The 22881-nt window shown below is 60.8% G+C and carries 14 protein-coding genes; 7 read left to right on the top strand and 7 right to left on the bottom strand.

Annotation, left to right across the window (positions count from 1 at the left end):
- Positions 1 to 264: 264 nt before the first annotated feature.
- Complete coding sequence (locus SJI03_RS07090) at positions 265 to 2304, bottom strand: aminotransferase class V-fold PLP-dependent enzyme (protein ID WP_322426673.1); 2040 nt, start codon at positions 2302 to 2304, stop codon at positions 265 to 267.
- Positions 2305 to 2457: 153 nt separating this feature from the next.
- On the opposite strand from SJI03_RS07090, the gene SJI03_RS07085 reads away from it, so the two are divergent.
- Positions 2458 to 2955: an Lrp/AsnC family transcriptional regulator gene (locus SJI03_RS07085; RefSeq protein ID WP_035823969.1), complete on the top strand. Its 498-nt coding sequence runs from the start codon at positions 2458 to 2460 to the stop codon at positions 2953 to 2955.
- Between the two features lie 169 nt (positions 2956 to 3124).
- Positions 3125 to 5032 carry a methyl-accepting chemotaxis protein gene (locus SJI03_RS07080; protein WP_322426672.1) on the top strand — a complete coding sequence of 636 codons (1908 nt, stop codon included), beginning with the start codon at positions 3125 to 3127 and terminating at the stop codon, positions 5030 to 5032.
- On the opposite strand, the gene SJI03_RS07075 is transcribed toward SJI03_RS07080, so the two are convergent.
- A complete protein-coding gene (locus SJI03_RS07075; RefSeq protein ID WP_322426671.1) occupies positions 4995 to 5495 on the bottom strand; it encodes a thioredoxin family protein in 501 nt (166 codons plus the stop codon). The genes SJI03_RS07080 and SJI03_RS07075 overlap by 38 nt on opposite strands.
- A gap of 154 nt (positions 5496 to 5649) precedes the next feature.
- Here SJI03_RS07075 and SJI03_RS07070 point away from each other — a divergent pair, with 154 nt between their 5' ends.
- From SJI03_RS07070 to SJI03_RS07055, 4 genes are all read left to right on the top strand, one after another.
- Entirely contained in the window at positions 5650 to 5940 is a 291-nt protein-coding gene (locus tag SJI03_RS07070) for a DUF3349 domain-containing protein (RefSeq protein ID WP_322426882.1), read from the top strand.
- A 79-nt stretch (positions 5941 to 6019) separates the two neighbouring features.
- Positions 6020 to 7186: an HPP family protein gene (locus SJI03_RS07065; RefSeq protein WP_322426670.1), complete on the top strand. Its 1167-nt coding sequence runs from the start codon at positions 6020 to 6022 to the stop codon at positions 7184 to 7186.
- Positions 7183 to 8280, top strand: coding sequence for a M48 family metallopeptidase (locus SJI03_RS07060; protein ID WP_322426669.1), 1098 nt, complete (start codon positions 7183 to 7185; stop codon positions 8278 to 8280). The genes SJI03_RS07065 and SJI03_RS07060 overlap by 4 nt, the downstream gene beginning before the upstream one ends.
- 134 nt (positions 8281 to 8414) lie before the next feature.
- Positions 8415 to 10226 carry a DUF885 domain-containing protein gene (locus tag SJI03_RS07055; protein ID WP_322426668.1) on the top strand — a complete coding sequence of 604 codons (1812 nt, stop codon included), beginning with the start codon at positions 8415 to 8417 and terminating at the stop codon, positions 10224 to 10226.
- 72 nt (positions 10227 to 10298) lie between these two features.
- On the opposite strand, the gene SJI03_RS07050 is transcribed toward SJI03_RS07055, so the two are convergent.
- From SJI03_RS07050 to SJI03_RS07040, 3 genes are all read right to left on the bottom strand, one after another.
- Positions 10299 to 11138 (bottom strand): HDOD domain-containing protein, encoded by an 840-nt coding sequence (locus SJI03_RS07050; protein ID WP_099380531.1) that lies wholly within the window; start codon positions 11136 to 11138, stop codon positions 10299 to 10301.
- 76 nt (positions 11139 to 11214) lie between these two features.
- Positions 11215 to 12015: an ArsR family transcriptional regulator gene (locus SJI03_RS07045; protein WP_322426667.1), complete on the bottom strand. Its 801-nt coding sequence runs from the start codon at positions 12013 to 12015 to the stop codon at positions 11215 to 11217.
- Between the two features lie 112 nt (positions 12016 to 12127).
- On the bottom strand, positions 12128 to 12772 hold the full coding sequence (locus tag SJI03_RS07040; RefSeq protein WP_322426666.1) for a TetR/AcrR family transcriptional regulator C-terminal domain-containing protein: 645 nt from the start codon (positions 12770 to 12772) through the stop codon (positions 12128 to 12130).
- An 80-nt stretch (positions 12773 to 12852) separates the two neighbouring features.
- Here SJI03_RS07040 and SJI03_RS07035 point away from each other — a divergent pair, with 80 nt between their 5' ends.
- On the top strand, positions 12853 to 14298 hold the full coding sequence (locus SJI03_RS07035; RefSeq protein ID WP_322426665.1) for an FAD-dependent monooxygenase: 1446 nt from the start codon (positions 12853 to 12855) through the stop codon (positions 14296 to 14298).
- A gap of 67 nt (positions 14299 to 14365) precedes the next feature.
- Here the strand turns inward: SJI03_RS07035 and rpoC are convergent, their stop codons facing one another.
- The gene (gene rpoC / locus SJI03_RS07030; protein ID WP_034753138.1) at positions 14366 to 18607 is read right to left on the bottom strand and encodes a DNA-directed RNA polymerase subunit beta'; all 4242 of its coding nucleotides are present in this window, start codon (positions 18605 to 18607) and stop codon (positions 14366 to 14368) included.
- Between the two features lie 109 nt (positions 18608 to 18716).
- Positions 18717 to 22823 carry a DNA-directed RNA polymerase subunit beta gene (gene rpoB / locus SJI03_RS07025; protein ID WP_099380535.1) on the bottom strand — a complete coding sequence of 1369 codons (4107 nt, stop codon included), beginning with the start codon at positions 22821 to 22823 and terminating at the stop codon, positions 18717 to 18719.
- Positions 22824 to 22881 lie beyond the last annotated feature (58 nt).

Here is a 22881-nt window from a genome sequence, read left to right as displayed (position 1 = left end):
TGGCGAAGACGGAAAGCGAAGCGCCGGAGCGTTGCGACGAATCTCAGGGTATAGGGAGATTTTCTGAACTTCATCGTAGGGGCGCCCTGCGCGCAAGACCGTGCGCTAGCGTACATACCCGGCGCTTTAGGGGCGTACCGGCAAAGAAATCAGCGCGTGAAGCGGGAGAAAAATGCCTGGAGGAAATGAACGGAGGGAAAGGAGTAGCAGCACCGTGCCAATGATGGCACGGTGCAATATTTCAAGGAAGAAAGTTCAAGCAGCTCATGCAGCGATGGCCAGCGGGTGACGCGTCGCCTCCGCCATTGCCATGCCGCCGTTGAGTTGCCATGCCGCGCCATGACCGAGACGGCGCAGGCAGGCGGCGGCGCGCGCGCTGCGGTTGCCGCTACGGCAGAAAAAGACCAGCGGACGCTGCGGCTGCTGCAACCATGCGGCCACCTGTCCCGCCAGACGGCTCAGCGGTACGCTGCGCACCTCGCAGCCCTCGAATACCGTGCCGGCGCAAGCCGCGTGTTCATACGCTTCGCGCACGTCGACAAGGATGGCATCGGGATGCTGGCGCAGGAAGGCGGGCAAGGCGGCCGCATCGAGCTGCAATTCGGCGGCCGGCACGATGCCGTCCCGCACGGTGCGCACGGTAGCGCAAATGCTACCGTCGTCGCATGCGGCGCACAGCACGGTATCTTGCGTCACCAGCGCCGCATCCAGCAAGGGCGTCAGCGCCTCGGGCGCCAGGGTACCGATAAAAGCGAAGCGCTGCCCCAGCACATACACATGGTTTTCGCCACACTCGACGCGGAGCAGGCGCTGCTGGCCCAGTGACAGCTCACCGTCGATATCGATGCGGCCCACCTGTTCGATGGCGAGTTCCTGCAGCAGCGACAGGCGCGCCACGCCATGGTCGGCTGGCGCCGTCGTGTGCACGATGGCACGCAAGGTCAAATGCTGGCAGCGGATGAAGGCCGCCAGGCGCGGCACGAGCGCGGCGACGGGATCGATGACGACGCAGCTGGCGCTGGCAGCGTCGCTGAGCAACCAGGTGCACTGGCCATCGACGCTCAGCTGGATTACGCCGTCCTGCGCGCCGTCCTGCGGCGATGACGCCAGCACTGACTGCAGCAAACAACTGCTGCGCAAGGCCTCGCCGCAACGCTCGATGCGCGCGCAGGCAGCGGTAATGGTCGCCGCATCGATCAGGGGGCCGAACGACAAACGAATGGCCGAGCTGGCGCGCCATTGCGGCACGTGCATCGCTTCCAGGACATAACTGGGGAGAGCTTTGGCGGCGGAACAGGCGCTGCCCGAGCTGACGCGCACGCGCGCCGCGTCGAACAGGTCGAGCAGTTCTTTCGACGACAGTCCCGGCACGGAAAAATTGAGCGTCGTCGGCAAGGACAAGTCAAACGGCATATTGAAAACGATGCCGGGGAAAGCGCGTTCCAGGCTGGCCACCAGCTGCTCGCGGAACGCGGCCAGGTCGGCGTGGCTGCGGAAGGTCTTGCCATCGTCGAGCGCGGCCAGCACGGCGCCCAGGGCGGCGATGCCGGCCATGTTTTCCGTGCCCGAGCGCAGGCCCGCTTCCTGGCCGCCGCCCATCATCAGGGGCGTAAAAGGCGCGCCGGCGCGCACGTACAGCATGCCGATGCCCTTGGGCGCATACAGCTTGTGGCCGGAAAACGGCGCGTAATCGATGCGCGTGGCGGCCAGGTTCAGTTTCAGCTTGCCCAGCGCCTGCACGCAATCGACCATCCAGTAGGCATCGGCGCCGCGCTCCTGCAGCAGTTGTGCGATGGCGGACAAATCGCTGACGACGCCCGTTTCATTATTCGCCGCCATCGTGCACAGCATGGCCGCGTCGCCGATCAGCGCACCGAGCGCCTGCAGATCGTGGCGCCCCTGCGCATCGACGGGCAGCTTGCGCACTTCCAGGTTCAAGCCCAAGAGCCGGTTCCAGTGCGCCAGACTTTCCGGCACGGCCTTGTGCTCGGTCGCGCCATACAGCAGCAGGCTGCCGATGCGCTTGCCGGCATCGCGCCGTTCGCGCAGCGCGCACAGGGCCGACAGCACGGCCGTCTGGATGCCTTCGGTGGCGCCGCTGTTGAACATCAAGCGGCCGTCGCCCACGCCCAGCAGGTCGCTGGCGCGCCGGCGCACGCCATCCATCATGGCCTTGGCCTGCAACCCCGTCGCGTGGGTGCTGCTGGGATTGCCATAGCCCTGCTCCATCGCTTGCCGGGCGGCGGCAACGGCGGCGGGCAGCACGCAAGTGGTGGCATTGCTGTCGAGGTAGATTTCTTTCATGATGGCAGTCTGAGTATTCTATAAAAAGGGCACAGCGCAGGCGGCTGGTACGTATGGATAGTCTACCGGCCTGCTCCCGTGAAGATATGCCAAAAAATGCTGCAAACAAGGTACCATGCAGCATGCTCATGCCACAAAAGCCGGAATAACAAAATGAATTCACCAAGTACTCAGCTCGACAAATTCGACTGCGCCATCCTGGCCGCCCTGCAGCAGGACGGCACCTTGTCGATCGCCGCCCTCAGCGAGAAGATCGGCCTGTCGAGCACGCCGTGCTGGAAGCGGGTCAAGCGCCTGGAGGAAGAGGGCTATATCGAAAGCCGCGTGGCCATCGTCAACCGGCAAAAAGTGGGCTTGCCCGTGACCGTGTTCGTCAGCGTGCGCACGGGCCAGCACGATGAAAAATGGCTACGCCGCTTCGCCGCCGCCGTCATCGTCTTGCCCGAGGTACAGGAATTTCACCGCATGAGCGGCGACATCGATTACCTGCTGAAAGTCGTCACCACCGATATCAAGGGTTATGACACGTTTTATAAAAAGCTCATCAAAGCGGTGCAATTGACGGGCGTGTCGTCCGCTTTTTCCATGGAACAAATCAAGTGCAGCACGGAATTACCGTTGGAATTGATCGCCCACGGCTTGCCGGCCTGAGGCGTTTTCCGGCCATGCCAGGCGGAGGTGAAAAATCACGTTGCTGCAATGCAACATAAATCAACGAAAAGCAGCAATGGTGAGGCGGGACGCGCTGCGCGGCCGGTATACTGTCCCCTTGCCTGCCCGCTTTTCTTCCTCTTGCGCAGGCCATCGCACAAGGTCTTCCATGTCTCTGCTCCGCCGCCTCTCCATCCAGAAAAAACTCCTGTTCAGCATGGGCTTGTGCCTGCTGCTCTTCATGACGATCTCGTCTTTCCTTAGCGTACGCATGAGCAGCGATTACGTGCGCGAACGCGTCGTCAGCCAGGAATTGCCGGCCCAGGTGGGCGAGATCCGTAACGACGTGCTGCGCCAGATCAGCCAGCCCCTGTCCGTGGTGCAGACCATGGCCAACGATATCTATCTGCAAGACTGGGAAGATGCTGGCTTGCCCGACAGCGGGATCGCCACCTTCCAGCGCTACGCCAGCGTGCTCAAGGAAAAGAACAAGGCCGCCTCGATCAACTGGGCCTCGGCCAGCACGGGCAAGTATTTCACCACCGAAGGCTTGTTGCGCACCCTGGACAAGAACCAGGCCGCGGACCAGTGGTTTTATGGCTTGCTGGCCGGCGACAAGGCTTATACGCTCGACATCGACAAGGCGGAAAACTCCAGCGACCTGATGCTGTATCTGAATGCGCGTGGCCAGACGGCGGGCGGCAAACAGATCGCGGCCGGCCTGGGCCTGTCCATCAATGCGCTGGCCGACACCATCCGCAGCTACAAGATCGGCCAGACGGGCCATGTCTATCTGGCACGCGCGAATGGCGTGCTGCTGGTGCACCGCGACACGGCCCTGGCCGATGGCAAGCATCAACTCAAGGATTTGCCGGGCTTTAGCGATCCCCTGAGCAAGAGCCTGCTGACAGGCAACAAATACGCGTACGCCATCTATGCCGCGCCCGCGGGACGCCAGTTCGTCGCCGCCTCCTTCGTGCCGGAACTGAATCTGTATGTGATGGCGGAAGTGCCGGAAGCGGAAGTGCTGGGCAATGTCACGCGCTCGGCCCTGATCGCCGCGCTGATCGCCGGCCTGGTCGGTGGCGGCATCGCCCTGCTCATCATTTATGTCATCAGCCGCGCCATCGCCGCCCCCGTCGCAAGGGCTGCCGACATGCTCAGCGAGATCGCCAGCGGGAATGGCGACCTGAGCCGCCGCATGCCCGTGGAATCGGAAGACGAGGTCGGTGCGCTGGCCGCCGCCTTCAATCGCTTCGTCGCGTCGCTGAACGTGACGATACGCGAAGTTCGCGACAGTACCGGGTCGATTGCCAGCGCGTCGAGCCAGATCGCGTCGGGCAACCTGGACTTGTCGGCGCGCACGGAAGCCCAGGCGTCGAGCCTGGAAGAGACGGCGGCGGCCATGGAAGAACTGACATCGACCGTAAAACAGAACGCGGACAACGCGCGTCAGGCAAACCAGTTGGTGGTATCGGCCTCGAGTCACGCCGTCAAAGGTGGCGAAGTGGTCGGACAAGTCGTGCAGACGATGGGCGCGATTACGGAAAGTTCACGCAAGATCGCCGACATTATCGGCGTGATCGACGGGATTGCCTTTCAAACCAATATCCTCGCCCTGAATGCGGCGGTCGAGGCGGCGCGCGCGGGCGAACAGGGACGCGGCTTTGCCGTGGTGGCCACCGAGGTGCGCAACCTGGCGCAACGCTCGGCAGCGGCGGCCAAGGAAATCAAGGATTTGATCGTCGATTCGGGCAGCAAGGTGGAAGCGGGCAGCAAGCTGGTCGACTCGGCCGGCGCCACCATGCAGGACATCGTCGTCTCCGTGCAACGCGTCGCCGACCTGATGGGAGAAATCGCTTCGGCCAGCCAGGAACAAAGCCAGGGCATCGCGCAAGTCAATGCCACGGTGACGCAAATGGATGACGCCACCCAGCAAAACGCAGCACTGGTGGAAGAAGCGGCGGCGGCGGCCCAGTCCTTGCAGGATCAGGCCGGCCGCCTGGCGCAGGTGGTCAGCGTCTTCAAGCTCGAAGAGATTACATCGCCGGCGCTTTCACGCTTGCCGCTTGCTTGAAGAAGTCATAAATGCCGCTCTCGCTCATGCGACGGGCATTCGCCAGTTCGCCGCCCTTGGTGGCGTACAGCACCTGGTTGCTGTCGCTCGATACGAGCACGGCAGCCGGGATGCCTTTCTTGAGCGGATTGCCATAGGCTTGCGCCACGTCAAGGTTATGGTCGAAGTTACCCACGTCGACCTTGACGACCTTGAACTGCTGTTGCATCAACTCGGCGTTCTTGCCTTCCTTCAATGCCTTGTCCAGCGCGCGGCAATCCTCGCACCAGTTGGCGCCAAAGATCAGCAAGACTGGCACGTGCGCCGCCTTGGCTTCGGCCAGCGCGCGGGCCACGTCGGCCTTGGCGTCGGCCGCCGCGTTGTACGGCAAGTGCGGCGTGGCGGCAGGGTTAGCCGGTGTGGGGGCGGCGGCAACGGCGGTGCCGGCAAGCAGCAGGCTGGCAAAGAAAATAGAAAGGCGCATGCGGGACTCCTGAGAGAAATCGTGAGGCCAGCTGAACAGCTGCCAGCGGGCGTGATTGTCTAGAATATGCGTACCTGTAGGAAATATCCACCATTTAATTGCACTGTGCTTATGCGAAAAACGTATAAGCACGCCAAGGAGAAGCCGCTTGAGCATGCCAGATACCCTGCCCCCGACATTGTCCGGCGCCGCGCGCATGCTATGCAGTGCCTATCCCGGCGGCATGCCAGACACGGCGTATTTCGCCGTACTGGCCCTACTGTATGAACACTTTTCCGACCGCAACCTGGCCGAGCTGATGGCCACCGTCACGGGCAAGGATGCGGCGCTGGTCCTCAATGACATCTATGCCTGCGCCAGCAGCAAACCGGCGCCGTCCGCCGTCGCGGCCGTCAGGAACTTGCTGGCGCGGCACGGCTTGCAAGCCGTCTGCGCCGAGGATTAATGCCCGCAGGCAGCGAAATGGAACGCATGGGATAATATCGGGCTCACACAGAGCAACGCGGCCCGAACGCGCCCTCCCCATGACGACTTCTTTCCTGGCACGCTGGCTGCCGCAACCGAACAACGGCAGCCGCCGCGAACAATTGCGCGCCTGCGCGGGCGCCATCTGCGGCTTGCTGCTGACCGGACTCATCTGCCATTTCCTGCTGGCCCCCGACAGCGCCAGCGTCTACCTGATCGCGCCCATGGGCGCCTCGGCCGTATTGCTGTTCTGCCTGCCGGCCAGCCCGCTGGCGCAACCGTGGTCCGTGGTGGGCGGCAATGTCGTCTCCGGCCTGGTCGGCATGGCTTGCGTCAAATGGCTGGGATCAAGCGTGGGCGTGGCGGCGCTGGCCGCCTGCCTGGCCATCGGCGCCATGTTTGCCCTGCGCTGTTTGCATCCGCCAGGCGGGGCCGTGGCGCTCACTACCGTGGTCGGCGGCGCCAGCGTGCATGCGGCCGGCTTTGAATTCGTCTTCATCACCGTGCTGTTCAATTCCGCCGTGCTGGTCGCCTGCGCCGTGCTGTACAACAACCTGACGGGGCGCCGCTACCCGCACATCCAGCAACTGGTCGCGCCGCATCCGCACGCCACCAAAGATGACGTACCCAGCAATCGCCTGGGCTTTTCGCCGGACGACCTCGATGCCGTCTTGCGCCAGCACAGCGAAGTGCTCGACATCAGCCGCGACGATTTGCAAGCGATCTTCCTGCAGACGGAAATGCGCGCCTACCAGCGCCGCTTCGGCGTCGTCACCTGCGCCGACATCATGTCGAAGGACGTGCTCAGCGTGGAATTCGGCACGCCGCTCGATGTGGCCTGGCGCACCATACGCGAGCACCAGGTGGGCGCCCTGCCCGTGCTGAACCGGGCGCGCCGCGTCATCGGCATCATCACGCAGACGGATTTCCTGCGCCATGGCGGCCTCGACGATTATCAGGGCATGCGCCAGCGCCTGCGCGGCTTGCTGCAGCGCAGCGGCCTGTCCCACAGCGACAAGCCGGAAGTGGTGGGCCAGCTGATGACGCCGTCACCGCACACGGCCCGCCTGGGCACGCCCATCATCGACCTGGTCCCCCTGATGGCCGATGCCGGCTACCACCATATTCCCATCCTCGACGATGAAGAGCGCCTGGCCGGCATCATCAGCCAGTCCGACCTGATGGCGGCCCTGTACGAAAGCCGCTTTGCCGAGGCGGCGGCATGACACCCTTCCAGGCACTGCTGACCGGCCCCGACGGCTGCCCGGCCGGCACGGCCGTCAGCGCGCATTTTTTCGGTGCGCAGCTGGCCATCGATGCGCCCGGCCATGGCGTCGATGTGGCGCAGCTGGTTGTCAGCGTGGGCGGTGTCGATGGACCGGAACTGTTCCTGAACTGGCTCGATGGCCAAGGCCGGCAAGCGTCGTTGCAACCGCTGACGGCGAGCGACATCGCCATCGTGTTAAAAGAAGCGCCGGCGGCGCTGCAGCCGCAATTGCAGCGCTTGTGGGGCGAACGCCAGCGCAACCGGCGGCAAGTGTCGGGCTGGCTGGCCGGTTTGACGGGCGCGGCCGTCGTCGCGGCCGCCCTGCTGTGGTGGCAAGGCGGCCATGCCGTCGGCGCGCTGGCGGGATGGATACCCCTGTCGACGGAAAAGCAGTTGGGCGAGCTGGCCCTCGCGCAAGTGCGCGCGCAGGGCGGCATCAGCGAGAGCGGCGTGGCGCAGCAGACGGTGCAGGAAATTGGCCGCAAGCTGACGGCCGGTTCGCGCTACCAGTACCGCTGGCTGGTCAAGCAGGACGATACGGTCAACGCGTTTGCCATGCCAGGCGGCATCATCGTCGTGCATACGGGCTTGCTGCGCCAGGCAGCCGATCCGGGCGAACTGGCTGGCGTGCTGGCGCATGAAGTGCAGCACGTGGAGCAGCGCCATTCGCTGCGGCAAATGATCAGCAGCCTGGGCTGGGGCGCCTTGGTGGGCGTGACTATCGGCGACATCAGCGCCGTGGCCGCCATGCTGGCGCACCAGGCCGGCACCCTGTATTTCAGCCGCGACATGGAAGAGGAAGCTGACCGCCTCGGTTTGCTGGCCTTGCAGCGCGCGCAGATCCGCCCCGACGGCATGCTGCGCTTTTTCCAGAAGCTCGATGACAAGGACAAGGCCAAGGTGCCGGGCTGGATTTCCTCGCACCCGCAAACGGCGGCGCGCGCGCAGCAGATCCGCAGCCTGATCGCCGCCACGCCCTGCCCCGCCTGCGTCCCGTTGGCCAGCCAGCACTGGCAGGCGATGAAAGCCTTGCTCGCGCCGGCAGACAAATAGCAACATTCCTCCCGCACAATTTATCCAAACGTACTGGGCAATGGCGTATGCTTACGCCCCGGCTGTTCCTCACGACCGGCCACCCCGACATCGCTAAGCCTCCGTTCATACCCTCCTTACAAAGGACATCGCGCATGAAGCATCGTTTTGCCGCCGGCACCCTCGGCACCCTGGCCATCTCCCTGTTGCTTGCTTACGCGTCCATAGCGCAAGCTGCCCAGCCCGCAGCCAAAAGCGTGGCCGTCAGCGCGCCGCAAGCCAAGCAGCGGTTGCAGGTCGTGGCCGATCAGTACTACGATGCGCTGGCCCGTTTCGAGCCGATCAACGCCACAGAGAGCGGCGACAACCGTTTTGACGACCAGCTCGGTTCAGCCATCGTCCCTGCCGCGCGGGCAAAGCAGTTCGCGCTGTACCGCCAGTACCAGAAGACCCTGCGCAGCATTGCCCGCGCACAGCTGTCGCACCAGGACCAGATCAACTACGATATCCTCGACTATGAACTGGCCACGGCGCTGAGCTTCGAGAGCTTCCCCGAATACCTGCTGCCCTTGAACCAGATGGACAGCATGCCCGTCACCCTGGCCAATTATGCGGGTGGCGAGGCATCGCAGCCTTTGACCACCGTCAAGGAGTATGACGCTTACCTGAGCCGTATCGGCCAGTTGCCGGGCTGGATAGACCAGGCCATCGCCAATATGCGCGTCGGCATGCAAAAAGGCATCGTGCTGCCGAAGGCGCTGACGGAATCGGCCTTGCCGCAATTTAAAAAGCTCGTCAGCGCCACGCCGCAGGACAGCGTCTATTACACGCCCGTCAAGAACCTGCCGTCCAGCTTTTCCGACGCGGACAAGGCGCGCCTGACGCAAACCTACACCGTCATCATCGAAGCCAAGCTGATGCCGGCCCTGCAGCGCCTGGCCACCTTCATGGAACGCGATTACCTGCCGGCCGGCCGCGCGAGCAGCGGCTGGAGCGCCCTGCCCGATGGGGCTGCCTGGTACCAGGCGCGCGTGGCCAGCAGCACCACCACGGATCTGAAACCGGAGCAGATCCACGCCATCGGCTTGAAGGAAGTGGCGCGCATCCAGGAACAATATGCGATCGTGGGCCCGAAGATGGGCTACAACGGCCCGGCCGCCGGCTTGCCCGTGTGGGTGTCGCAGCAGGAAAAATTCCGCCCGTTCAAGACGGAGCAGGAAGTGCTCGACGTCTATCGCAAGCTGAACGTGCTGCTAGACAGCAAATTGCCCGCCCTGTTTACCCTGGTGCCGAAGGCGCCGCTGGACTTGCGCCTGGAACCTGAACTGAGCCGCGACACGGCCGCCGACCACTACACGGCGCCGGCCGCCGATGGTTCGCGCCCTGGCGTGTTCTGGTCCGTCGTCACGGATCCGAAACTGTATGGCGACACGGGCATGACCACGCTGTTCCTGCACGAAGGCAAGCCTGGCCACCATTTCCACCTGGCGCTGGTGCAAGAGATGGATTTGCCGAACTTCCGCCGCTTCGGCGGCAACAATGCCTTCACGGAAGGCTGGGCCCTGTATGCGGAAACCCTGGGCAAGGAAATGGGCCTGTTCGACGATCCTGCCCAGTATTTCGGCCACTTGAACGACGAGATGCTGCGCGCCGTGCGCCTGGTGGTCGACACGGGCTTGCACACCAAGGGCTGGACACGCGAGCAAACGATCAAGTACATGCGCGACACCCTCGGCTATGACGCCGTGGCGAAAAGCGAAACGGAACGCTACATGGCCTGGCCGGGCCAGGCGCTGGGTTACAAGATCGGCTCGCTGAAAATCGTCGAACTGCGCCAGCGCGCGCAACTGGCGCTGGGCGACAAGTTCAGCCTGCCGAAGTTCCACGAAGTCGTGCTGAGCGACGGCACCCTGCCCCTGAAACTGCTGGAAGCCAAGGTCGACCGGTGGATCGCGCAGCAGAAATAAGCGGCGGCGCCTGAAAACAAAACGACAGCACCTCGATGGCGCTGCCGTTTTTTTTGCCGCTGGCGTTTCCAGCTACACCAGCAACGCCGCACTCATCGAGCGCACTTCCTCGGCCGATTCGGCCAGGATGCTTTGCAAGGTCTCGTTGTCGATAATGAAATCGATGACGGAATCGGAGGGCGTGAGCATTTCCACGTACGTCACCTGCAAGGGCGACGGTACGGGCGACAGTTGCTTAGCCAACAACAAGGTATCGAGCAGGGAGTCGGGCGGGATGGACAGCAAGCCATCGCGCAAGCCTTCGATGGCTTCGCTCACGGCCAGCGGGATCAGCAGTTTCTTCATGACTTCGCGGGAAATGATCTCTTCGGCGGACTCCATCCAGTGATCCGTATCGTCGTCGAGCAGGCCGGGAAATTCATCGGCACGTGACAGCAGGTAAAAACCGCCCACCTCATGCACGATACCGGCGAACAGCGCCGTGTCGGCATCGACGTGCGTCACGCGGCGGGCCAGCACGTGCGCCAGCGCCGCCACATGCGCCGTGTGCTCCCACAGCTGGGTCGCCTTCTGGCGCAGGATGGGGTCGATGATCTTGCTGCCGAACTGGCGCACCACCATGGCCGCCACCAGCGCATACAGATTGCGGTAACCCATGCGCATGACAGCGGCGCGCACGCTGGTCACGGGTGCCGCATCGCCGCGGCTGTACACGGCCGAGTTGGCCAGCGCGACCGTGCGCGCGGCCAGCAAGGGCTCGGCCAATACCAGTTTGATCGCATGGTCGATATGGCAGTCCGGTTCAGCCAGGGCCAATTGCAATTGCAATGCGGAATTAACACTCGTGGGAAACGTTAATTCTCCGCGCACCGCCTGAGAAACAATCAAACCGAAAGCCTGCAGTTTATTCATCATACGATCAATCCGCCTCAGATATTATTCTGGCCAACAATTTCATGCATCAGAAATTGAATGCCAGGCCCGGCCTTTAGAATACAGATGGCGTGCCAATCGCTTGCATTGAGGAATCTGGCAATGCCAGCGCATGCAATTGCGATTCATCGCCGATGACAAACAACTTCGGCTGCTGTAATACCTGCAGCAGGAATGGCTGGCCTTCACGCAGACGCCGGCGATAATCGGCCAGCGTATATAAGTTGGGATTGATTTTACGCCTTAAGGTTCGCTCCGCCGGCGCCAATCCCGTCAACAGATCGCCATAATTGGCTTCTTCGCCCACCAGCAGCAAATCGATGGCGCTGCCAGGCATGTCCTGTCCCTTCGCCGTGGCACCCGACACGAATGCCAGGTGCAACTGGTCGCGCAAGGGCGCCAGAGTCATGCTGAGGACGCCAACGATGCCGAAAGTTTTCTGCACCAGTCCGCTCAATTCCGGATACACGAGGCTTTCCTTGTTGGGCCAGAAGCGCCGCACATTGCCGATCCGCTCCGACGTGATCAGGCCTGACTCATGCAAGCGACGCAATTCCCGTTGCGCCGACGCGCTGCCAAGGCCGGTCAGGCGCATGATCTCGTTTAAGTGAAAGCCTTCATTCACGCGGACAAACAACAATCCCAGCAGTTTCTGCTGGGCGGGGGTAAACAGGGCTTGGGCAATCATGCGCCAAATCTTAGCATGAATAAACTGACAATTGGCGTGGCCCGGCCATGAGCGGGCATTTGCGCAACACGTGTTCCGGCCGCGACCAGTGCCGGCCATGCTGGCGACACTCGGCATCGCCGGACAGGCCACGGCACGATCCACAATGGTGCCGACGAGGGAAATCAATGTGAGTGCTCACTATAAAGCTAACAAGGCAACAATAAAATACGCGGCAAAAGAAGGAAAATGATCGAATATACCCGACAATAAAAATACACAGCTGTCAGACAGATTAACTCTATATACCCTGATTTGTTTTAATTTTTTCCTGCAAGCCGATCATAATCAAATCGAGGCCCGCATCAAAACGATCATCGATATCCGCATTAAAAATAGCATCCATAGAAGCGAGCACGTGCGGATAATTATCGGCCGCCATGGCCGTGAAATCGGCGCGCCGGCTCGATAATGCATTCATGGCGGCGCTCCCCGGTCCCGCGCCTTGCGCTTCCATGACAAAACCGAGCACATAATATAGCAGCGTAAATGCGCTCCAGCTGGCCAGTTTCTCCGATGCCCCAGCTGCACGCATCGGGCCGATTAACGCTTCGGCGACGCGAAACACGTTTTCCGATATCACATAGGTACCGCCAAAGACGCGCACGCCATCGCGGCGGGCCGATAACGCCGCGCGCATTTGCGCCGCCACCTGGCGCAGCCGCGCATCCCAGTCCGCCCCCTCATCGACGTTCCTTGCCACATCTTCGATCAACACGTCGGCCATGCCATCGAGCAAAGCCTGCTTGTTCGCAAAATGCCAGTACAACGAAGCGGCCTTGATGCCCATCGCATCGGCCAGGCGACGCATGGTCAAGCCCTCGATACCCACTTCGTCCAGCAGCTCGAGCGCCCTGGCCACCACGGCTTCGCGTTGAATTTTCATTTTCCTGTCATTTCCCTTGAAACTCTAACGTCGTTAGTTTACCATTTTGCGTAGACTAACAACGTTAGATTGAGAGTGACATGCACAATAGCGATATCGAAGTCATCATCGTGGGCGCCGGTCCCGTCGGCCTGACCCTGGCCTGCGAATTGCGCCTGGCCGGCATCCGCGTGGCCATCCTCGAGCGGCGGCCGCAACGCAACGCGCATTCGCGCGCGCTGACCATCCATGGCCGCACCCTGGAAATGCTGGGCTTGCGGGGTCTGGACCAGCGCTTTGTTGCGCTGGGCACGCCCTTTTCCAGCGGCCATTACGCGGGCCTCGATACCCGGCTCGACTTTTCCGGCTTCGACACGCCCCATCCCTACACCTTGTTTCTGCCGCAAAGCACGACAGAACGCCTGCTGGAAGAGCAATTGCTGGAAGACGGCGTGGCGATTGTTCGCGGCGCACTCGTGGAACAGACACAGCAGGATGACGATGGCGTCACGGTGGCCGGCACGCATGACGGCGTCCCCTTCTGCCTGCGTGCCCGTTACCTGGTCGGCACCGATGGCGGTCGCAGCCTCGTGCGCCAGCAGGCGGGCATCGCCTTCGACGGCGTGGCGGCCACTTGCAGCATGCTCATGGGAGATGTACAGCTGCGCCATCCGCCCGCGTCACCCATGCTGTCCCTGACGAACGCAGCAGGCAGCCTGATGATCGTGCCGCTGGGGCAAGGCCGCCACCGCGTCATCACCATGAATGCGCGTCGTCCCCAGCCCGCGGCAGCGGAAGCGGCCAGCGTGGAGGAATTGTCGCAAGCCAGCACGGACATCGCGGACTACGATTTCGGCCTGCATGACGCCAGTTGGCTGTCGCGCTTCAGCGATGAAACACGGCTGGCCGGGAGCTACCGCCAGGGGCGCGTCTTCCTGGCCGGCGATGCCGCCCACATCCACATGCCGGCAGGCGGCCAGGGCATGAACGTGGGCATGCAGGATGCGATGAACCTGGGCTGGAAGCTGGCCGGCGTGCTCAAGGGCTATGCACCGGACAGCCTGCTCGACAGCTACCATGCGGAGCGCCATCCCGTTGGCCTGTCTGTGCAGCACAATACCCTCGCGCAAACGGCCATGCTGACGCGTTTTGACGCGCGTACCCTGGCCCTGCGCGCCACCATCAGCGACATGCTGGCGCAGCCGGACGTCAACCGCGCGCTGGCCAGCGAGTTATCGGGCTTTGGCGTGCGCTATCCCATCTCGCTGGGCGCTGACGCGAACACCGGCAGCGCAGACTGGACCGGCCGGCGCGTGCCCGACTGGCTGCTGCGTCTGGCCGACGGCACGGCCGTGGGCATCCATGAACTGCTGCATGCGGGAAAATGGCTGCAACTGGCCGTTGGCGATGCCGCCCACGCGACACCAGCGTATCGTTTCGACGCGGCCTGGCTCACTTCGCTGACCATCAAACCCGGCTGCACGCAACTGGCCGGCATCAAGAGCCTGCTGATCCGTCCCGACGGCTATGCGGACCACGCGGTCTGATTGACTTATCTCAAGACGAAAAAAAACGGCACCCGAAGGTGCCGTTCTTGCCAGCTAGCAGCGCAAATTACGCTTCGTCGCCGTGGTGTTGCTGGGTTTCGATGTCCTGCAACGCTTCGGCAGCTTCGCCAGCCATCGAGGCTTTCTCGGCCAGCAGCAGCGCTTGACGCTCTTCCACTTCCCACGCTTCTTTCTCTTTGCGTGCGCGGTGGAAGGCCAGGCCCGTACCGCCAGGAATCAAGCGGCCGACGATGACGTTCTCTTTCAGGCCGCGCAAACCATCGCGCTTGCCCATGATCGCCGCTTCGGTCAGCACGCGGGTGGTTTCCTGGAACGATGCGGCCGAGATGAACGAATCGGTCGACAGCGATGCCTTGGTAATACCCAACAAGACATTTTCGTAGGTCGCTGGAATCTTGTTCTCAACGGCCATGCGATCGTTCTCGTCCAGCAGTTCCGAACGCTCTACCTGCTCGCCAACGATGTAGTTGGTGTCGCCGGCATTGACGATCTGAACACGGCGCAGCATCTGACGCACGATCACTTCGATGTGCTTGTCATTGATCTTCACGCCTTGCAGACGGTACACGTCCTGCACTTCGTCAACGATGTAACGTGCCAGCGCTTCGATACCCAGCAGGCGCAGGATGTCTTGCGGATCGGCCGGGCCGTCCACGATCATCTCGCCCTTGTTCACGACTTGGCCGTCATGCACCAGCACTTGTTTGTCCTTGGTGATCAAGAACTCATGCTTGTTGCCGTCCATGTCCGTGATTTCCAGACGCTGCTTGCCCTTGGTTTCTTTACCGAACGCAACCGTACCCGTGACTTCCGCCAGCATACCGGCATCTTTCGGCGAGCGCGCTTCGAACAGTTCCGCAACGCGTGGCAGACCACCGGTAATATCGCGCGTTTTTTGCGATTCGGTAGGAATACGTGCCAGCACCTCACCAACCGATACCTGTTGACCGTCCTTGACCATGATCAGCGCGCCGACCTGGAAGCCGATCGCCACCGAGTGTTCGGTGCCGGCGATCTTGACTTCTTCGTTCGCGTCGTTGATCAGCTTGACTTGCGGACGCAACGTTTTCGTCAACGAACCGCGACGTTTCGCATCGATCGCCACCAGGGTGGACAGACCGGTCACTTCGTCGACCTGACGGGCTACGGTGACGCCTTCTTCCACGTTCTCGAAACGCACTTGACCGGCGTATTCGGTAATGATCGGACGGGTCAGCGGATCCCACGTTGCCAGGGCCGTACCGGCCTTGATGACCATGCCGTCCTTGACGATCAGGGTCGCACCGTACGGTACTTTATGACGCTCACGCTCACGGCCATGGTCATCGGTAATCAGCACTTCGCCGGAACGGGAAATGACGATTTGCGCGCCCTTGCCGTTCGTCACGTAACGCATGGTTGCCGTGAAGCGGATGGTACCGTTCGACTTGGCTTCCACCGACGATGCCACTGCTGCACGCGATGCCGCACCACCAATGTGGAAGGTACGCATGGTCAGCTGGGTACCAGGCTCACCAATCGACTGCGCTGCCACCACACCGACGGCTTCGCCAGCGTTGACCAGCATGCCGCGGCCCAGATCGCGGCCATAGCACTTGGCGCACAGGCCGAAGCGCGTGTCGCAAGTCAGTGGCGTGCGGACCTTGACTTCATCGATGGACAGACGCTCGATCTCTTCGACCATGTCTTCGTCCATCAAGGTGCCGGCTTCGTACAGCGTTTCCTGGGTTTCAGGATTGACGACGTCATGCACCACCACGCGGCCGAGGATACGGTCACGCAACGGTTCGATGACTTCACCACCTTCGACCAGTGCCTTCATGACGGCGCCGTTCATGGTGCCGCAATCGTCCTCGATCACCACCAAGTCTTGCGTCACGTCAACCAGACGACGCGTCAGGTAACCGGAGTTAGCCGTTTTCAGCGCCGTATCGGCCAGACCTTTACGAGCGCCGTGGGTCGAAATGAAGTACTGCAAAACGTTCAGACCTTCGCGGAAGTTCGCGGTAATCGGCGTTTCGATAATCGAGCCATCCGGTTTGGCCATCAGACCACGCATACCGGCCAACTGGCGAATCTGGGCTGCGGAACCGCGCGCGCCGGAGTCGGCCATCATGTAAATGGCGTTGAACGATTCTTGCGTCGACTTGGTGCCGTCGCGGCGGATCACGTCTTCGACTTTGAGCTGGTCCATCATGGCCTTGCCGACTTCATCGGAGGTCTTGCCCCAGATATCGACTACCTTGTTGTAACGCTCGCCGGCGGTCACGAGACCCGAGGCGTATTGCTGTTCGATCTGCTTGACTTCCGATTCGGCCGTCGCGATCAGGGTAACTTTTTGAGGCGGTACCAGCATGTCGTCGACGCAGATCGAGATACCGGCGCGTGTCGCCAGGCGGAAACCCGATTGCATCAATTTGTCTGCGAACACCACGGTGGCGCGCAGGCCGCACTTGCGGAACGACGTGTTGATCAGCTTGGAAATTTCTTTCTTTTTCAGCGCGCGGTTCAGGACGGAGAACGGCAAGCCTTTAGGCAGAATTTCCGACAGGATCGCACGGCCGATCGTCGTTTCGTAGCGGGTTACCGTTTTCTCGAATTCGCCCGTTTCGGCGTTTTTCGGGTATTCGGTAATACGCACGGTCACGCGGGTCGTCAGTTCGACTTCCTTGTTGTCGTAGGCGCGGATCACTTCCGAGACGTCAGGGAACATCATCCCTTCGTTCTTCGCATTGATCGCTTCGCGGGTCGCGTAGTACAGACCCAGCACGATATCCTGGGAAGGAACGATCGATGGTTCGCCGTTCGATGGGAACAGGATGTTGTTCGATGCCAGCATCAACGTGCGTGCTTCCATCTGGGCTTCGATCGACAGAGGAACGTGGACCGCCATTTGGTCACCGTCAAAGTCGGCGTTGAATGCGGCGCAGACGAGCGGGTGCAACTGGATGGCCTTGCCTTCAATCAGGACTGGCTCAAAGGCCTGGATACCCAGACGGTGCAGCGTAGGTGCGCGGTTCAACATGATCGGATGTTCACGGATCACGTCTTCCAGGATGTCCCACACGACCGGCTCTTGAATCTCGACCAGCTTTTTCGCGGCCTTGATCGTGGTAGCCAGACCCATCAGTTCCAGTTTATTGAAAATGAATGGTTTGAACAGTTCCAGCGCCATCAGTTTCGGCAAGCCGCACTGATGCAGTTTCAATTGCGGGCCCACGACGATGACCGAACGACCGGAGTAATCGACGCGTTTGCCCAGCAAGTTTTGACGGAAACGACCGCCTTTACCTTTGATCATCTCTGCCAAGGACTTCAGCGGACGCTTGTTGGCGCCGGTCATCGCTTTGCCGCGACGGCCGTTGTCCAGCAGCGAATCGACTGCTTCTTGCAGCATGCGCTTTTCGTTGCGCGTGATGATCTCTGGAGCGCGCAGCTCCATCAGGCGTTTCAGACGGTTGTTACGGTTGATGACGCGGCGATACAGATCGTTCAGATCCGAGGTCGCGAAACGGCCACCGTCCAGCGGTACCAGCGGACGCAGTTCCGGCGGCAGCACTGGCAGCACTTCCATGATCATCCAGTCAGGCTTGATGCCCGAACGCTGGAACGCCTCCAACACCTTAAGGCGTTTGGCGTATTTCTTGATCTTGGCTTCGGATTTCGATTCCTTCAGTTCCACGCGCAGGGTTTCGGCATCGCGGTGGATGTCGATCGAGCGCAGCAGTTCACGGATACCTTCGGCGCCCATGAAGGCGGTGAAGTCGTCGCCGTACTCTTCGTACTTGGCGGCGTAGTCGTCTTCCGACATGATCTGGCACTTCTTCAGCGGGGTCATGCCTGGATCGGTCACGACGTATGCTTCAAAGTACAGCACGCGTTCGATGTCCCGCAGGGTCATGTCCAGGACCATGCCCAGACGCGACGGCAGCGACTTCAGGAACCAGATGTGCGCGGTCGGCGAGGCCAGCTCGATGTGGCCCATGCGCTCGCGGCGCACTTTGGCCAGGGTGACTTCGACGCCGCACTTTTCGCAGATCACGCCGCGGTGTTTCAGGCGCTTGTACTTGCCGCACAGGCATTCGTAATCCTTGATCGGGCCAAAGATCTTGGCGCAGAACAGGCCGTCGCGCTCAGGCTTGAAGGTACGGTAGTTGATGGTTTCCGGCTTCTTGACTTCGCCGTAGGACCACGAACGGATTTTCTCAGGCGAAGCGAGACCGATCTTGATTGCATCGAAGGTCTCGTTGGTCTGTACTTGCTTGAATAGATCGAGCAGTGCTTTCATGTATCACTCCAGAGGTGATTAAATTTCTATATTCCTGAGACTACATTGCCCGGCGTGGTTTCCCAGCCGGGCTTTGTGTTTCCCAAACCAAATGACAGGGTGCTGTCGTTTAGTTGCGTTCGAGGTCGATATCGATACCCAGCGAACGGATTTCCTTGACCAGCACGTTGAACGATTCCGGCATGCCGGCGTCGATCACGTGGTCGCCCTTGACGAGGTTCTCGTACACTTTGGTACGGCCATTCACGTCATCGGACTTGACGGTCAACATCTCTTGCAAGACATACGACGCGCCATACGCTTCCAGTGCCCAGACTTCCATCTCACCGAAACGCTGACCACCGAACTGGGCTTTACCGCCCAGTGGCTGTTGCGTCACCAGCGAGTAAGGACCGGTCGAACGCGCATGCATCTTGTCATCGACCAAGTGATGCAGTTTCAGCATGTGCATGACGCCGACAGTGACCTTGCGCTCGAACGCTTCACCGGTGCGACCGTCATACATGGTCACCTGGTTTTTCGAAGCGGTCATGCCCAGGTTCTTGGCGATGTCGTCCGGATACGCCAGGTCCAGCATGCGGCGGATCTCTTCTTCATTGGCGCCGTCGAACACTGGCGTGGCGAATGGAACACCTTTTTTCAGGTTTTCCGCCAGCTTCATGATCTCTTCGTCGTCGAAGTTATCCAGATCTTCCGCGCGGCCATTGTCGTTGTAGATCGTCGTCAGGTACTTGCGCACTTGCTCGACCTTGGTTTGCGCCTTCAGCATTTCGCCGATGCGGATACCCAGACCCTTGGCAGCCCAGCCCAAGTGAGTCTCGAGAATCTGACCAACGTTCATCCGCGAAGGAACGCCCAGCGGGTTCAGCACAACGTCGGCTGGCGTGCCGTCGGCCATGTATGGCATGTCTTCCACAGGAACAATACGGGAAACCACACCCTTGTTACCGTGGCGACCTGCCATCTTGTCGCCCGACTGCAGGCGGCGTTTCACGGCCAGGTACACCTTGACCATTTTTTGCACGCCTGGTTGCAGCTCATCGCCTTGCGTCAGTTTCTTGCGCTTCTCTTCGAAGGCCAGATCGAACTGGTGACGCTTCTCGTTGATCGATTCCTTGATCGCTTCCAGCGCTACCGCTGCATCGTCGTCCGCAGGGCGGATGTCGAACCAGTGGTATTTGTCCAGATCGGCCAGGTAATCCTTGGTGATCTTGGCGCCTTTGGCCAGCTTTTTAGGGCCGCCGTTGACAACTTTGCCAATCAGCATTTTTTCCAGACGCTGGAAGGCATCGCCTTCGACGATACGCATCTGGTCGTTCAGATCCAGACGGAAGCGTTTCAGTTCGTCATCGATAATTTGCTGGGCACGCTTGTCGCGCACGATGCCTTCACGGGTGAAGACTTGCACGTCGATCACGGTACCGATCATGCCCGAAGGCACGCGCAGCGACGTGTCTTTCACGTCCGAAGCTTTTTCGCCGAAAATCGCGCGCAGCAGCTTCTCTTCCGGGGTCAGCTGGGTTTCGCCTTTTGGCGTCACTTTACCAACCAGGGTGTCGCCGGCTTGTACTTCAGCGCCGATGTAGACGATACCGGATTCATCCAGACGTGCCAGCTGGTTTTCAGCCAGGTTCGAGATGTCGCGCGTAATTTCTTCCGCACCCAGTTTCGTGTCACGGGCCACCACCGACAACTCTTCGATGTGAATCGAGGTGTAGCGGTCGTCCTTGACGACGTTTTCCGAGATCAGGATCGAATCTTCGAAGTTCAGACCATTCCATGGCATGAAGGCCACGGTCATGTTCTGGCCCAGCGCCAATTCACCCAGGTCGGTCGATGCGCCATCGGCGATCACGTCGCGCTTGGCAACACGGTCGCCCACTTGCACGATAGGACGCTGGTTGATGTTGGTGTTCTGGTTCGAACGGGTGTACTTGATCAGGTTGTAGATGTCGACGCCCACTTCACCAGCGGTTGCTTCGTCATCGTTCACGCGAATCACGACACGGCCCGCATCGATGTAATCGACGATACCGCCACGCAAGGCTTGCACGGTGGTGCCCGAGTCGACCGCAACGGTGCGTTCGATACCGGTACCGACCAGCGCTTTTTCAGGACGCAAGCAAGGCACAGCCTGGCGTTGCATGTTGGCGCCCATCAATGCACGGTTCGCATCATCGTGTTCGAGGAACGGAATCAGCGAGGCAGCGACGGAAACGATCTGGCCAGGTGCCACGTCCATGTACTGGATGCGCTCCGGGGAGACCAGGATGGTTTCGCCGGCTTCACGGGCCGAGACCAGTTCATCGGACAGCGTACCTTCATCGCTGATGGTCGCATTCGCCTGAGCGATGATGTAGCGGCCTTCTTCGATGGCGGACAGGTAGTCGATCTGATCGGTAATCTTGGAGCCTTCGACCTTGCGGTACGGGGTTTCCAGGAAGCCATATTCATTCAGGCGGGCATACAGAGCCAGCGAGTTGATCAGACCAATGTTCGGACCTTCCGGTGTCTCGATCGGGCAGACGCGGCCGTAGTGGGTCGGATGCACGTCGCGCACTTCAAAGCCGGCGCGTTCGCGTGTCAGACCGCCGGGTCCCAGAGCCGATACGCGGCGCTTGTGGGTAATTTCCGACAGAGGATTGGTTTGGTCCATGAACTGCGACAACTGGGACGAACCGAAGAACTCGCGAATCGCGGCCGAAATCGGCTTCGAGTTGATCAGGTCGTGCGGCATCAGGTTGTCCGCTTCGGCTTGGCCGAGGCGTTCCTTGACGGCGCGTTCAACACGCACCAGACCGGCGCGGAATTGATTCTCGGCCAGTTCGCCTACGCAACGTACGCGACGGTTACCCAGGTGATCGATATCGTCGACTTCGCCGCGGCCATTGCGCAGTTCCACCAGGATCTTGATCACGGCCAGCACGTCTTCGTTCGACAGGGTCATGGCGCCGGTCAGTTCATCGCGGCCAATGCGGCGGTTGAACTTCATGCGGCCCACGGCCGACAGGTCGTAGCGGTCCGAGTTGTAGAACAGGCCATTGAACAGCGCTTCAACGGAGTCTTCCGTTGGCGGTTCGCCTGGACGCATCATGCGGTAGATCGCCACTTTCGCAGCCATCTGATCGGCGGTGTCGTCGATACGCAGGGTTTGCGAGATGTAGGCGCCCTGGTCCAGGTCGTTGGTGTACAAGGTCTGGATTTCGGAAATGTTGGCATCGCGCAGGCGGCCCAACAGGTCTTCGGTCAGCTCATCGTTCGCGGACGCGACGACTTCGCCGGTGTCGCCATCGACGATGTTCTTCGCCAATACGCGGCCCAGCAGGTAGTCTTCCGGTACGGAAATGTGCTTGATGCCGGCAGCTTCGATATCACGCACGTGTTTCGCGTTGATACGCTTGTCTTTCAGCACCAGGGTCTTGCCCGACTTGTCGACGATGTCGAAACGCGCCACTTCGCCGCGCAGACGCTCGGAGACGAATTCCATTTCCGCGCCTTCGGAGCGCAGGTTGAAATTGTCGAAGACGAAGAAGTTCGCCAGGATTTGCTCATGCGACATGCCGATAGCTTTGAGCAGGATCGTCACTGGCATCTTGCGGCGGCGGTCGACGCGGAAGAACAGGATGTCTTTCGGGTCGAACTCGAAGTCCAGCCACGAACCGCGGTAAGGAATGATACGCGCGGAGAACAGCAGTTTACCGGACGAGTGAGTCTTGCCGCGGTCGTGCTCGAAGAACACGCCAGGCGAACGGTGCAACTGGGAAACGATAACCCGCTCCGTGCCGTTGATGACGAACGAACCGGTGGTCGTCATGAGCGGCAATTCGCCCATGTAGACTTCCTGTTCCTTCATCTCTTTGACGACGGGCTTGGTTGGCGATTCCTTGTCCAGGATCACCAGGCGCACTTTCGCGCGCAGCGGCGACGCGAACGTCAGGCCACGTTGTTGACATTCTTTGACGTCAAAGGCAGGATCGCCCAGAACGTACGACAAGAATTCGAGACGCGCAAAACCATTGTGCGACACGATAGGGAAAATCGAAGTGAAAGCCGACTGCAGGCCATCATTCTTGCGGCCGGACGGTGCTATGTCCTCTTGCAAGAAGCTATGATAAGACTCGAGCTGGGTCGCCAGCAGGAACGGAACGTGGTGAACGTTGGCGCGCTTCGCGAATGATTTGCGAATGCGTTTCTTCTCAGTAAATGAGTAGTGCATGGACACTCCGTGAGTGACAGAAAGGATAGAAAATTCAGGTTTTGCAAGTGTTCGTTTG

It is taken from the genome of Janthinobacterium sp. GMG1 (assembly GCF_034427795.1).
Classification (GTDB): domain Bacteria; phylum Pseudomonadota; class Gammaproteobacteria; order Burkholderiales; family Burkholderiaceae_D; genus Janthinobacterium.
This window is presented reverse-complemented; position numbering and strand designations above follow the sequence as displayed.